At 72.1% G+C, this 12,178-nt stretch carries 13 protein-coding genes; 8 read left to right on the forward strand and 5 right to left on the reverse strand.

The window, feature by feature from the left end:
- Positions 1 to 109 (reverse strand): acyl-CoA dehydrogenase family protein (locus IE311_RS36805; RefSeq protein ID WP_146250805.1); only part of this gene is annotated, 109 nt, incomplete at its 3' end.
- Positions 110 to 234: 125 nt separating this feature from the next.
- On the reverse strand, positions 235 to 918 hold the full coding sequence (locus IE311_RS23285; RefSeq protein ID WP_189833723.1) for a ScbR family autoregulator-binding transcription factor: 684 nt from the start codon (positions 916 to 918) through the stop codon (positions 235 to 237).
- A 128-nt stretch (positions 919 to 1,046) separates the two neighbouring features.
- Here IE311_RS23285 and IE311_RS23290 point away from each other — a divergent pair, with 128 nt between their 5' ends.
- Positions 1,047 to 1,997, forward strand: a complete 951-nt coding sequence (locus IE311_RS23290) for a ScbA/BarX family gamma-butyrolactone biosynthesis protein (protein ID WP_189833724.1) — start codon at positions 1,047 to 1,049, stop codon at positions 1,995 to 1,997.
- A gap of 14 nt (positions 1,998 to 2,011) precedes the next feature.
- Complete coding sequence (locus IE311_RS23295; RefSeq protein WP_189833725.1) at positions 2,012 to 3,028, forward strand: NAD-dependent epimerase/dehydratase family protein; 1,017 nt, start codon at positions 2,012 to 2,014, stop codon at positions 3,026 to 3,028.
- Positions 3,029 to 3,078: 50 nt separating this feature from the next.
- On the opposite strand, the gene IE311_RS23300 is transcribed toward IE311_RS23295, so the two are convergent.
- Positions 3,079 to 3,729, reverse strand: a complete 651-nt coding sequence (locus tag IE311_RS23300) for a ScbR family autoregulator-binding transcription factor (RefSeq protein ID WP_229902097.1) — start codon at positions 3,727 to 3,729, stop codon at positions 3,079 to 3,081.
- 360 nt (positions 3,730 to 4,089) lie between these two features.
- Between IE311_RS23300 and rfbB the strand changes: the two genes are divergently transcribed.
- On the forward strand, positions 4,090 to 5,118 hold the full coding sequence (gene rfbB, locus IE311_RS23305) for a dTDP-glucose 4,6-dehydratase (RefSeq protein ID WP_189833727.1): 1,029 nt from the start codon (positions 4,090 to 4,092) through the stop codon (positions 5,116 to 5,118).
- Positions 5,119 to 5,236: 118 nt separating this feature from the next.
- Here the strand turns inward: rfbB and IE311_RS23310 are convergent, their stop codons facing one another.
- Complete coding sequence (locus tag IE311_RS23310; protein WP_189833728.1) at positions 5,237 to 5,896, reverse strand: TetR/AcrR family transcriptional regulator; 660 nt, start codon at positions 5,894 to 5,896, stop codon at positions 5,237 to 5,239.
- 186 nt (positions 5,897 to 6,082) lie between these two features.
- On the opposite strand from IE311_RS23310, the gene IE311_RS23315 reads away from it, so the two are divergent.
- A complete protein-coding gene (locus IE311_RS23315) occupies positions 6,083 to 7,201 on the forward strand; it encodes a serine hydrolase domain-containing protein (RefSeq protein ID WP_229902098.1) in 1,119 nt (372 codons plus the stop codon).
- 210 nt (positions 7,202 to 7,411) lie between these two features.
- On the opposite strand, the gene IE311_RS23320 is transcribed toward IE311_RS23315, so the two are convergent.
- Complete coding sequence (locus IE311_RS23320; protein ID WP_189833729.1) at positions 7,412 to 7,924, reverse strand: hypothetical protein; 513 nt, start codon at positions 7,922 to 7,924, stop codon at positions 7,412 to 7,414.
- A 332-nt stretch (positions 7,925 to 8,256) separates the two neighbouring features.
- On the opposite strand from IE311_RS23320, the gene IE311_RS23325 reads away from it, so the two are divergent.
- The 4 genes from IE311_RS23325 to IE311_RS23340 all read left to right on the forward strand — a co-directional run bounded on the left by IE311_RS23325 (position 8,257) and on the right by IE311_RS23340 (position 12,159).
- Positions 8,257 to 9,804 (forward strand): vanadium-dependent haloperoxidase, encoded by a 1,548-nt coding sequence (locus tag IE311_RS23325; RefSeq protein ID WP_189833730.1) that lies wholly within the window; start codon positions 8,257 to 8,259, stop codon positions 9,802 to 9,804.
- 378 nt (positions 9,805 to 10,182) lie between these two features.
- Complete coding sequence (locus IE311_RS23330; protein ID WP_189833731.1) at positions 10,183 to 10,722, forward strand: HPP family protein; 540 nt, start codon at positions 10,183 to 10,185, stop codon at positions 10,720 to 10,722.
- A 107-nt stretch (positions 10,723 to 10,829) separates the two neighbouring features.
- A complete protein-coding gene (locus tag IE311_RS23335; RefSeq protein WP_189833732.1) occupies positions 10,830 to 11,741 on the forward strand; it encodes a sulfurtransferase in 912 nt (303 codons plus the stop codon).
- Positions 11,734 to 12,159: a cupin domain-containing protein gene (locus IE311_RS23340; RefSeq protein ID WP_189833733.1), complete on the forward strand. Its 426-nt coding sequence runs from the start codon at positions 11,734 to 11,736 to the stop codon at positions 12,157 to 12,159. The genes IE311_RS23335 and IE311_RS23340 overlap by 8 nt, the downstream gene beginning before the upstream one ends.
- The last annotated feature ends 19 nt before the right edge of the window (positions 12,160 to 12,178 follow it).

A 12,178-nucleotide genomic window follows, 5' to 3' on the forward strand; every position in this document is an offset into this window, starting at 1 on the left:
CCACCGCCGCGGCGAACGGCACGATCTTCGCCTCCGCGAGAGCACGAACCGACTCCCGGAGCATGTCGTGCTCCTCGGAGGGCCGATACAGGTCGAAGTCCTTGCCCATGATGTGGAGCTCCCCTAGACGCTTTTGGCACTGAGTACCCTCAGCAAAGCACACTCAGTGCCACGATGCCAGAGCGCCCCGACGCTGTTCCGCGTCGGGGCGCTCGGGGGACCGGTCGGTCGGTTTTATTGACCGGGAGTGTCTGCCAGGTTTCCTTCGTCCCTGCGGCGTCGGCTCGCGTCGTATTGCGCGCCGAGCTCACGGGCGCGCCCCTCCGTCATGTCGAGATGAGTCAGCAGCGCCGGGGTGCAGATGCTCGGCAGGAAGTGCTGGAGAAGCACCGAGACGCGATGTGCCAGGTCTTTGCGGTCGCACAGAATTTGAGACATCGCTTGAATTCCCGAGAAAGCGCCCGAGAAGAGTTCGGCCGTGTCCGTCACATTCACATGGACAAGCAGCTCTCCCCGCGCCTTCGCGACCATCAGGATCTCCGACACCTGCTCGATCCACGCCTGGAAGGGGGCGGCGCGGTCGACCCCGGTGGCGCCGCTGTCCAGGGCCAGGGCGACGCTCGCCCGCACCAGCGCGTCGCGCTGCAGTCGGTGGGTCAGCAGGAAGGCCTGGTCCGCCAGCTCCTGGAGCTTGACGGCCTGCGGCGTCAGGGGCACGTCGAGCATCTGGGCGTCCAGCACACCGAGGGCGAGATCTTCCTTGGAGGCAAAGTGGAAATACAGCGCTCCCTTGGTCACCCCGGCGCGCACCAGGATCTCGCCGATGGTCGTCCGCTCGTAGCCGCGCTCGGCGAAGACCGTGGCGGCCGACTCGAGGATCAACCGTCGGGTTCGGATTGCACGCGCTTGCTGCGCCAAGGCGCCTCCTGCTGTCTCGCTGTCTGTGCTCAACGTGTGACGTGAAGCATTGAAAAGAAAACCGCGCTGTACGTATTCTAAGTTGGGCGGACTCACCGCCCAGGGGCGCGGGGTTGCAAGGGGAATCCATGGATCAGAACCATCGAGGAGCGACCGCACACGTCCCCGGAGAGTTCGTTCACCGAGCGGATCCCGCGGACATCATCCCCACAGGGTGGACCCAGCTGCGGGAGAATCGGTTCTCCGTCTCCGCTCGCTGGCCTGCCGCGCATCCCTTCTTCTCTCCGGTGGCAGGGGACCGGCACGACCCCGTACTGGTGGCCGAGACGATACGCCAGGCCACCATGCTGATCGCTCACGCCGAGTTCGGGGTACCCGTGGACGACCAGTTCGTCATGTGGGGCCTCGCCTACAACGCGGACCCCGAGGCGCTGACCGTCGACGGGCTCTCCTCGGACGTGACCGTCGACGTCATCTGCTCCGACCTCAGCAGCCGCGGCGGACGCCTCCGTGACCTGCGGGTCACCATGGTGCTGACCCGCGACGGACGGTTCCTCGGCACCGGCAGCGCCCTCGCGCGCTGCACCTCGGCCCTCGCGTACCGCAGGATCAGGGGCGAGCGGATGGCGGCGCTCGGCACGCCGGTCCCGCTGATCGAGGAGGTGCCCCCGCACCTGGTGAACCGCGAGCGTTCCCGGGACGTCGTCCTGGGACCCGGCACCCGCCCCGGCCAGTGGCAGCTGCGGATCAACACCGCCCACAGCACGCTCTTCCGGCGCCCCAACGACCATGTGCCCGGCATGCTGCTCCTGGAGGCCGCCCGGCAGGCGGCGGTGCTGACGATCGACGGCGGCGCGTTCCTGCCGACCGCCATGGACGTCTCCTTCTCCCGCTACGCGGAGCTCGACACCCCCTGCTGGATCGAGTCGGAGATCGTTCCCGGCGTCGACCCGGCGACGACCACCGTCCGGGTCGCCGGCGTCCAGGACGGCCGGGCCGTCTTCCACTCCCTGCTCACCTCCCCGTCCCGGGTACCGGAGGCGGCCGGAGCCGGCCTCGTCGACCGGCTGGCGGGCTGAACCGGAACGGCACGATGGGCCCTCGCATTCTGATCACCGGCGCGACCGGATTCATCGGCGGCCGGGTGGCGGCGACGGCCACGTCGTCGACCGCGTCCGCGACGACGTCCGCGACGGGGGTCGTGTCCGCGTCCGCGGAGCCCGCACACGTACGGCTGCTCGCCCGCCGTCCGCCCCCTCCACGGCCCGCCGCCGCGGGGGAGCAGAGGGGACCGGAGACCGAGACCGTCCTGGGCGACCTCCGTGACCCGGACTCCCTGCGCCGCGCCTGCGAGGGGATCGACGTCCTGATCCACTGCGCCTCCGCCATCGGCGGGGACGCGGAACTGGCCCACGCGGTCAACGACGAGGGCACCAGGTCCCTGATCGACGCGGCCGTGCGCGCCGGGGTGACCCGGATCGTCGCCCTCAGCACCGCGTCCGTCCACGGCCGCGGCCCCTTCCGCGCCGCCGCCCCGGGCACGCTGCCCCTCGCACCCGGCTCGGCGACCAGCCGCACCAGGGCCGCCGGCGAGCGGTACGTCATGGACTCCGGCGGGACCGTACTGCGACCGCATCTGGTGTACGGCACCGGGGACCGGCAAGTGATGCCCGGCCTGGTCCGGCTCCTCGCGGCCCTGCCGGGACCGCTCGACGGCGGGGCCTCGCTGCACTCCCTGATCGATGTGGACAGTCTGGCGCGCGTCCTGCTCGGAGCGGCGCTCTCACCCGCGACGGATCCGGGTCCGTACTACGTCGACCATCCCGAGCCGGTGCCCGTCGCGGAGCTGCTCGCGGCCGCCGAGGACCTGCTGACGCGGACACCGGCACGGGCGGGGACGCCGAGGGGACCGGCGGTGGACGTCGCCACGGCCCGCGGGCTGCTCGCCGAACTGCCCTTCGCGCGGCATCACCTGGACATGCTCGCGACCGATCACTGGTTCGCCGACGACCGCCCCTGGCGGGAGCTCGGCTGCGATCCCGGCCCGGGTTTCGCCGGGGGGTTCGCCGCCCATGTGGCGTGGTACCGCGATCTTCTCGACCGCTCCTGAAGAGGCGGCGCGCCCGGGCCACCGAGCCCCCGGGGCGACGGGGCGATGCCTCAGCCGACCGGTATCCGTGCCCGGGGGGTCGCGGCCGGGCTGCCCGCCGGTTCCAGACCGGCGAGCGTTCCGGGAGTGGTCAGCATCGGCAGCAGGGTGCGCCACAGGCCGGTGACGGTTCCGGGCGACAGCCACTCGTGGTTGTCCCGGCAGAGGGCTTCGAGTCCGACGGTGGCGGCCACGATCGTGCGGGCGAGGTCCTGTTGACTGCCGATGCCGGTGGCGAGCAGTCCCTCGTCGGCCGCTTCCGCGAGCCGCTGCAGCACACAGCTCTGCCATTCCTGGCGGAGGTTGAGGTCCGTGCGGCAGCCGTGGGAGCAGCTGAGCCGGAATCCCGCGCGTGCGACGACGTCCTCGCGGAGCAGCCCGGCCAGGGCGTGCGAGGTGTCGGCCAGGTTCTGCAGGGCGTTCGAGCGGTGTCGGTACACGATGCGGCAGGTCCGGCGTAAGGCGGTGGAGGCCTCTCCCTCGACGGCGGCCGCGATCGCGGCCTTGTTCTCGAAGTGGAAGTGGAGCGCGCCGGGGCTCACACCCGCTCCCGAACTGATCGCCGACAGCTTGGCCAGGGCGTAGCCGTGCTCGTCGAACTCTCTGGCCGCCGACTTGATCAGCGCGTCGCGGGTCCGTGCGGCCCGCTCTTGTTTGGTCACCAATGGCTCCAGTAGCACCAGGCGTCGCAGCGGCACGGCCGTGCGCCCTGTCGCGTCGTACTGCTCGACGACTATAAACCGACTGCTTGGTATTGTAAGGGGTTTTCGTTCGACCTTGAGCGCTTCGGTGCGGATCGGGTGGCCGGGGTCCCGAGCGGAATGCGGAATGCCTTCCCTCACAAGGATTTGGGTGGTGAAAGGGGTGGCGGAACGGAATCTCGGGCGAGGTCCGAAGGGAGCCGCCAGGCCCTCGTAACAAACCGTTGTGTCGGTTTTCAAGAGGGAGTCAAGGATGCTGGTGACTCCGTCACCACGACCACACACGGTCGTACGACTCGGCGCGCTTCCCGGAGGGGCGGCATGAGAATCCTCGTCACCGGCGGAGCCGGATTCATCGGCTCCCACTACGTCCGCTCCCTCCTCGCGGGGGAGTGCGACGGCGACGGCGCCGACGGTGTCACCGGCACCGGCACCGGCACCGGCACCGGCACCGGTATCGGCGACGGCACCGACAGCGTCACCGTCCTCGACAAGCTGACCTACGCCGGCAACCGCGCGAATCTGCCCGCCTCCCACGCGCGGCTCACCTTCGTGCGCGGCGACGTCTGCGATCTGCCCCTGCTCCTCGACCTGCTCCCCGGGCACGACGCCGTCGTCCACTTCGCCGCCGAGTCCCATGTGGACCGCTCCCTGGAATCGGCCGCCGCGTTCGTCCGCACCAACGTCCTCGGCACCCAGACGGTCCTGGAGGCCGCGCTGCGCACGGGAGTCGAGCGGCTCGTGCACGTCTCCACCGACGAGGTGTACGGCACGATCGACGAGGGCTCGTGGACCGAGGACTCGCCCCTCCTCCCGAACTCCCCGTACGCCGCCTCCAAGGCGGGCGCCGACCTGATGGCCCGCTCCTACTGGCGCACCCACGGGCTGGACCTCTCGATCACCCGTTGCTCCAACAACTACGGGCCGTACCAGCACCCCGAGAAGCTCGTCCCGCGGTTCGTCACCAACCTTCTGGAAGGACTCCCGGTGCCGGTCTACGGCGACGGGCGCAACGTCCGCGAGTGGCTGCACGTCGACGACCACTGCCGGGCGGTCCACCTGGTGCTCACCTCGGGCCGGGCGGGCGAGACGTACAACATCGGCAGCGGGAACGAGCTCAGCAACCTCGACCTCACCGAACGCATCCTCGACCTCTGCGGCGCCGACGGCTCGATGATCCGGTACGTCGAGGACCGCAAGGGCCACGATCTGAGGTACTCGCTCTCCGACGTCAAGATCCGCGAGGAGCTGGGCTACACGCCCCTGACCTCCTTCGAGGAGGGACTGAGCCGGACCGTGCGGTGGTACCGCGACAACCCCGACTGGTGGAAGGCCGTCCGGGGAGGCTGACGGCGGGGGCGGCCGGCCCTCGCGAAGCCGGCGGCCCTCGGTCCGGTCGGCCCCGGCCCCGGTGCGGTCCACGCCCTCGTCGGCGGGCGCGCGCGTGGCCTCGCCCGGAAGAACGGTCCTAGCTCGGGGGAATCGAGGCCTCGATGTGGGCGAGGTGGGCGGCGAGGATCTCTTCGAACGCGGCGCCCCGGTCCGCCCCGAGAGGGCGGACGTCGCGGGCGAAGTGGGCCAGGGCGGGGAAGCGTTCGGGGTCGGCGCCGAGCACCGCGACGCGGAACAGCTCCATGCCCTGCTCGTACTCCTCCGGGGTGATGGTGCTGACTCCGGCCTCGGAGGCGATCAGCGCGGAGATGAGGACCGCGAGCCGGTGGTAGCGCGCCGGGATCTCCTCGTCGGGAAGCCCCGACGCGCGCAGGGCCTGCAGCACCTCTTCCAGGATCAGCCGGGAGCCGGCGCCGCCCGACGCGTACCGTCCCCAGACCGCGGCGAGCTGGGGCTGCCGGCCGAAGGCCTCGCGCACGCACAGGGCCAGGGCGGTGATGCGCTGCTTCCAGTCGCCCTCGGGGCGGTAGCCGTCCATGGCGGCCACGAGGATCCGGTCGGCGACCGCGCGCAGCAGTTCCGTCTTGCTGCGGAAGTGCCGGTAGAGGCTGGAGGAATCGGTCCCGAGGGTCGCGGCCAGCTTGCGCACGCTGAACGACTCCGCGTCGCTCGTGCGCAGCAACTCCGCCGCCGCATCCAGGATCTCCTCGGTCGACCAACGCCTTCGACCTGCCATTTCGCCCCTCTCGTCGGGCTCATTCTAACCATGCACTTGGTGTTGCACGCACCGCGTGCATAATGAGGACATGAGTGTGCCGAGCGACCCGGCAGCAGGCGGGCCGTCGTGTCACGCGTGCCCTGTCACCCGGCTCCGGTGACAGGGGTGGAGCTCATCCCGAGGCACTGCGAAAGGACGCATGTCGTGAGGAACTCTCTGGATCCCGCGGCGCTCGACGCCGCCATGGAGAACGTCCACCGGGCCGGAATACCGGGCCTGTTCGCCGAGGTGCGGGACGGCGACCAGGTCTGGCGCGGCGCCGTCGGGGTCGCCGACCTCGCCACCGGCCGCCCCGTCACCGCCGACCTCAGGCACCGGGTCGGCAGCATCACCAAGACCTTCACCGCCGCCGCGGTCCTGCAGCAGGTCGAGGCCGGCCGGATCGGTCTCGACACCTCGATCGGCCGGTACCTCCCCGGGGTCGTCCCCGGGGAACGCGGTGACGCGATCACGGTCCGGATGCTGATCAACCACACCAGCGGCCTCGCCGAGTACCTCCCGTACGCCTACCCCTCCTTCAAGGCGCTCCCCGACCTCGCGAACACCGGACCCCAGAGCCTGGACGACAACCGGTTCACCCGGTCCGACCCCATGGAACTGATCGCGATGGGGGTCGCCGCACCCGCCGTCGGCGTCCCGGGCGGTGCGCCGGGGGTGTACTCCAACACCAACTACCTGCTCCTCGGCCGGCTCCTGGAACAGGTGACCGGCACCACGGCCGAGGAGTGCATCACCCGGAACGTCATCGAGCGCGCCGGGCTCCGGGACACCGGATTCCCCGACGGACCGTACGTCGAAGGCCCGCACTCGCGGCTCTACGAGGCGTGGTTCGGCATGATCGACCCGCCGCGCGACTACAGCGTCTACGACATGTCATGGGCGCACCCGGCGGGCTCGCTGATATCGACCGTCGCCGACGTCAACCGCTTCTACGGCATGCTGCTGGCCGGAGAGATCGTCGGCCCGTCCTCGCTGGCGCAGATGCAACGCACCGGCCCGGTCGTCTCCCAGGAGGGAACGACGATCGACTACGGCCTCGGCCTGCACCCGATGGACGGCCCCGGTCGGGACACCTTCTGGGGCCATGGCGGCACGGTCTGGGGCGGTGGGACGCTGGCCATGATCCGGGCCGACGGCAAGCGGCGGATGGCGGTCGCGGTGAACCTGCAGAGGTGGAACAGGCTCGACTCCTCCGGCCGTCCCCGGCCCCATCCCATCGACGACGCGCTCGCGGCCCTCCACCACGTGGCGATGTACGGCTGACCACCCCGGACACCGCCCGGCGTCCGGCGCGGCCGGAGAGGAGAGGGCGGCGCAGGACGTCGCGGTGGGCGCCGGCCGGTGACACCGCGACTCCGCGACCCCACGACCGCGTGCGAACCCCACGACCGCGTGCGAACCCGGCGGCCGCGTGGGAGCCCGGCGGTCGCGCGACCGCGCCGGGGCGCGAGGCCGTGTGCTCGCGCGCCCGGTTCAGCGGCGGCGCGCGGCCGGATGCGTGGTCACCACCACCACGCCCGCCAGCAGCACCACGTTCTTCACGACGAACTCACCCACCAGTGTGAGCAGCAGCGGGTTGGAGTGGGTGAACGCCACCGACGGCGTGAGGACGAGCACCGCGAACGTGCCGCAGAGATGGGCGGTGAGCACCGGCAGCGCCACCGCGCGGGCGCGCCCCGACATCAGCCAGAGGCCGAGCGCCACCTCCGCCCAGCCGAGCGCGGGCACGAACCAGCCGCCCGCGGGAAACGGCAGGACGTCGACGACCAGCGCGGCCGCCGGACTGAGACCGATGACCTTGAGCACCCCGAACCACACGAACACGCCACCGAGGCCGGCTCTCAGCATGCCCAGGCCGTACTGGTGCAGCCGTGGTGCGAGCCGGTCGAAGAGGCCGAGAGAGGTGGGCGCGGAGGAGTTCTGCGAGCCGGAGGCCCCGGGAGCGGGGGTCGGTGCGGCGGGTATCACCTGGGGGGAAACGGTCATGCGCGGGCATCTCCATCACGAGTCGACGCGGGGGCCTGGCGGGGCCGGGCGGGGCGGGATCGAGGCCGGGTGGGACGGAGCCGGGCGGCGGACCGTTCGGATCACGCCGAAATCCCGGCAGGAGGGTCGGACGCCGTGGGGCCACGCTAACCACGTCCCGAGCACCCCCGCGACGCCCATCGCTTCCTTGCATGCCTGCGATGGAAGAAGTCGATCGGGCGTTGCCGGACGCGATCAAATCTCGCCAGCCTGAGCACTGTTCGAGTTTGTGTTTGATCCACGGACCCGGACCGCGTCCATCCGCTCCCGGCACCATGCGAAGGAATCCACGGATGTCCCATCGACCCGCCGCCCCCGCCACGCCCACGAACCGCGCGCCCCGCACAGCGCTCACGCGGCGCCGGGTGCTCACCACGTCCGTCGCCGCGGCCGGGGTGCTCGCCCTGCCCGGCAGCGCGGCGTGGGCCGTCCCCACCAGCTTCGAGGCGGAGACGCGCACCGGCCGCCGCCGGCCCGGCGCCGTGACCGACCCCAGCGTCGTCATCCGCTGGAACCAGGCCGCGATGGACGCGATCCTCGGCCGCTACCAGGCCGCCGGCAACCGCTTCGGCCCCGCCACCGTGAACGCCCGGGCCCTCGCGATCATCCACAACGCCATCTACGACGCCTGGGCGTGTTACGACCGCTGTGCCGTCGGCACCCGCTTCGGCGGCGCCCTGCGCCGGCCCCGCTCCGAGCGCACCCTCGACAACAAGAACGAGGCCATCAGCTACGCGGCGCACCTCGCCCTGCTCGACCTGTACCCGGAGTACAAGGTCGCCATCGACAACATGCTGCGCAGCCTCGGCCACGACCCCGAGCTCACCCCCCGCCGCAACAGCCCCGCCTGGATCGGCCGCCGCACCGCGCAGGCCGTCCTCGACTACCGGCACGGCGACGGAGCCAACCAGCTCGGCACCCCCGCGTACGCGGACACCACCGGCTACCAGCCGCGCAACACCCCGCAGATCGCCGGTGCCTTCGACCCGTCCACGGTCGCGGAGCCGGCCCACTGGACCCCGCTGATCGTCGGCGGCAAGACGCAGCGCTACCTCACCCCGCAGTTCGCGGTGATGAAGCCCTTCGCGCTGAGCCGCCCCGACCAGTTCACGGTCGCCGCCCCGCCCGCGTACCCCTCCGTCCGGATGACCGCCGCGATCGAGGAACTCATCGACATCAGCGCCAACCTGACGGACGAGCAGAAGGCCATCGCCGAGTTCTGGCTCAACGACGACGTCACCCCGCCCGGCGCCCAGCAGATGTGGGGGCGGTACGTCTCCGCCCGCGACGGTTACGGGGTCGACGAGGACGCCCAGATATTCTTCGGCCTCAACATGGCCGAGTGCGACGCCGCCATCGGCTCCTGGGCGGTCAAGGCCGACTACGACTTCGCGCGCCCCTCGACCCTCATCCCGTTCGACCGGCGCGGGCAGCAGATCCGTGCCTGGGGCGGCCCCGGCCGGGGCACCGTCACCATGGACGGCCTCGACTGGCAGGCGTACGTGGCCGTTCCGCCCTTCCCGGCGACCGTCTCCGGGCACAGCACCTTCTCCGGCGCCGCCGCCGAGTTCCTGCGCCGCTTCACCGGCTCGGACTCCTTCGGCGACTCGTACCGCTTCAAGGCGGGCGCCTCCACCGTCGAGCCCGGCCTCACCCCGCGCACCGACGTCGTGCTGCACTGGCCCACCTTCAGCGAGGCCGCCCGGCAGGCCGGCATCTCCCGGGTCTACGGCGGCATGCACTGGAGCTTCGACAACGAGCCCGGCATCGAGATGGGTCACAGCATCGGCAAGGTCGTCCACCGGCAGGCCATGCGCTACTTCGGCGGCACCCACCGCTGACCGGGCCGCGGGGCGGCCCGGCGCCGCCCCGTCGGCGGTCCGGCGAGGCCGCCCCGCGCCGGCGACGGTCCGGGGGAACGCCCCGCCCACCGGCGGTCGGTGCCGCGAACGCGGTGACCGGTCACCGGCCCGCCGTGGCCGGCACCGCCCGCCCGGGCCGCCCCCGCCCGTCCCGTCGAACACGTCCCGCTCGTTCCTCCCGCTCGTGCCGCCGTGCGTCCGGCGCGTCGGACGGCCCCGCCCGTACCCGCCCGTATGCCCGGCGCGTACGTCCGGGCAGCGGCGGGACAGCACCGCCTGCCGCCCACCGCCTGCCGCCCGCCGTCCACCCCGGCCCGGCCTCGTCCCGTCCCGCCCCGCCTGCCAAGGAGAGCCCCCGTGAGCAACCAGACCCAGACCCCCGCGGGCGCGGCGACCCCGCCCGCCCGCAGTCGCTGGGCGGGCGGCGCCCCGCCCTTCCCCGGCGGCAGGCCCGCCGCTCTCGGCACCCTCGCCACCGTCGTGTCCCTGGTGATCCTGGTCGCCCTCGGCGAGGCCACCGGCCATCTCCTGATGATCGCCCCGCTGGCCGCCACCGCCATGATCATCTGCAGCACGCCCGCGCTGCCCCCGGCCCAGCCCCGGGGCGTGATGCTCGGCCAGGTCGGCTCCGGCGTGCTCGGGCTCGTCGCCGTCGCCCTGTTCGGCCACTCGCTCTGGGTGGCCGCCGTCGCCGCCGGCCTCAGCGTCGGCCTCATGCTGCTGCTGCGGGCCGTCCACGCGCCCGCCGCCGCCACCGCCGTGCTCGCCGTCCTCCAGGACCCCGCGCCGCTGAGCTTCCTCGTCCTGCTCGCCGTCGGCAGCGCCCTGCTGGTCCTCGTCGGCCTGCTCGCCTCCCGCCTCGGCGTGATCGGCAAGTACCCGACGTACTGGTGGTGACCCCCGGCCCCGGGCGGTGAACACCTTCCTTCGGCCTTTCCCCCGCTCGCCTCTCCGACCCTCCTGTCCGCCCGTACCTCCGCGTACCGACCCTCAACGGAGCGCCCGTGAACCGAGACAGACTGCTCGTCAGCTGCGAGCAGATCATGGAACAGCTGCGGAACCCCGCGGCCGGGGACGAGAACACGGTCCTCGTCGAGATCACCGACGGCGGCAGCCTGCTGGGCCGGATCCCCGGTTCCGTCCGCCTGGACTGGACCGGCGATCTCCAGGACCCGGTACGCCGGGACGTCATCGGCCCCGAGGCCTTCGCCGAGCTCCTCGGCCGGCACGGCATATCCGCCGACCACACCGTCGTCCTGCTCAGCGGCAACAACAACTGGTGGGCCGCCGCCGGATACTGGCAGTTCACCCTGTACGGCCACCGGGAGCTGCGGATCCTCGACGGCGGCAGGCTCCGCTGGGAGGCCCTCGGTGCCCCGCTCACCCAGGACGTCCCGGAGCGGAAGCCCACCCCGTACCCCGTGCCGCCCGTCGACGAGACGATCCGTGCCCGGCGCGAGGACATGCTCGACCACATCGGACGCCACCAGCTCCTCGACGTCCGCTCCCTCGAGGAGTACCTCGGGCAGAGCAACACCCCGCCCGGCGTGCCCGAGGACCTCGGTGTGCGCTGCGGCCACGCGCTCTCCGCCGAGCACATCCCCTGGCACACCGCCGTCCGCCCCGACGGGACCTTCCGCGACGACGAGGAGCTCGCCGCCGCGTACGCCGGCGTCCGCACGGACGTCCCGACCGTCGTCTACTGTCGCGTCGGCTGGCGTTCCGCCCACAGCTGGTTCGTCCTCTCGGAACTCCTCGGGCTCCCCGACATCCGCAACTACGACGGTGCCTGGCGCGAGTTCGGCTCGCTCATCGGCGCCCCCATCGTCAACGGACCCCGCCCCTGGGGCCCCGACGGCATCCCGTCCATCGTCGCGCAGCGCGACGCCGCCTCGGAGGTCCGCGCCCATGCCTGACGTGACCGTCTTCCGCAACGTCCTCCGCAACGGCTTCGACCAGACCGACCTTCCCTGGGTTCCCTGGGCGGAACCAGGCCGCGTCGGCGTCGAGTACGTCGTCCTCTGGGGCCCCGACCCGGCCGAGGACGAGGACTCCGCCTCCCTGCTGCTGCGCTTCCCGCCCGGCGCGCACGGCGACTTCCACGAGCACCTGGGCCATGAGCTGATGCTCGTCCTCGACGGCACCCTCGACCACAGCGACGGGCGCCGCTTCCACCGCGGCGACCTCGTCGTCGAGGAGCCCGGCACCCGGCACCAGATGTCCAGCGCCGAGGGCTGCACCGTCCTCGCCGTCCGCGCCCGCCCCGCCGCCTCCCGCACACCCGAGGCCGGCGAGATCACCACCGGCGTCGGCGCGGGGATTCCCACCGCCTGAGCCCTACCGGGTCGTCTCT

This window comes from Streptomyces zaomyceticus (assembly GCF_014656215.1).
Lineage (GTDB): Bacteria > Actinomycetota > Actinomycetes > Streptomycetales > Streptomycetaceae > Streptomyces > Streptomyces zaomyceticus.

Bases quoted from the DNA above. Each gene is read 5' to 3' on its own strand.
- IE311_RS23290 (WP_189833724.1), top strand. From the start codon at position 1,047: ATGGATCAGAACCATCGAGGAGCGACCGCACACGTCCCCGGAGAGTTC.
- IE311_RS23295 (WP_189833725.1), top strand. From the start codon at position 2,012: ATGGGCCCTCGCATTCTGATCACCGGCGCGACCGGATTCATCGGCGGC.
- rfbB (WP_189833727.1), top strand. From the start codon at position 4,090: ATGAGAATCCTCGTCACCGGCGGAGCCGGATTCATCGGCTCCCACTAC.
- IE311_RS23310 (WP_189833728.1), bottom strand. From the start codon at position 5,896: ATGGCAGGTCGAAGGCGTTGGTCGACCGAGGAGATCCTGGATGCGGCG.
- IE311_RS23320 (WP_189833729.1), bottom strand. From the start codon at position 7,924: ATGACCGTTTCCCCCCAGGTGATACCCGCCGCACCGACCCCCGCTCCC.
- IE311_RS23325 (WP_189833730.1), top strand. From the start codon at position 8,257: ATGTCCCATCGACCCGCCGCCCCCGCCACGCCCACGAACCGCGCGCCC.
- IE311_RS23340 (WP_189833733.1), top strand. From the start codon at position 11,734: ATGCCTGACGTGACCGTCTTCCGCAACGTCCTCCGCAACGGCTTCGAC.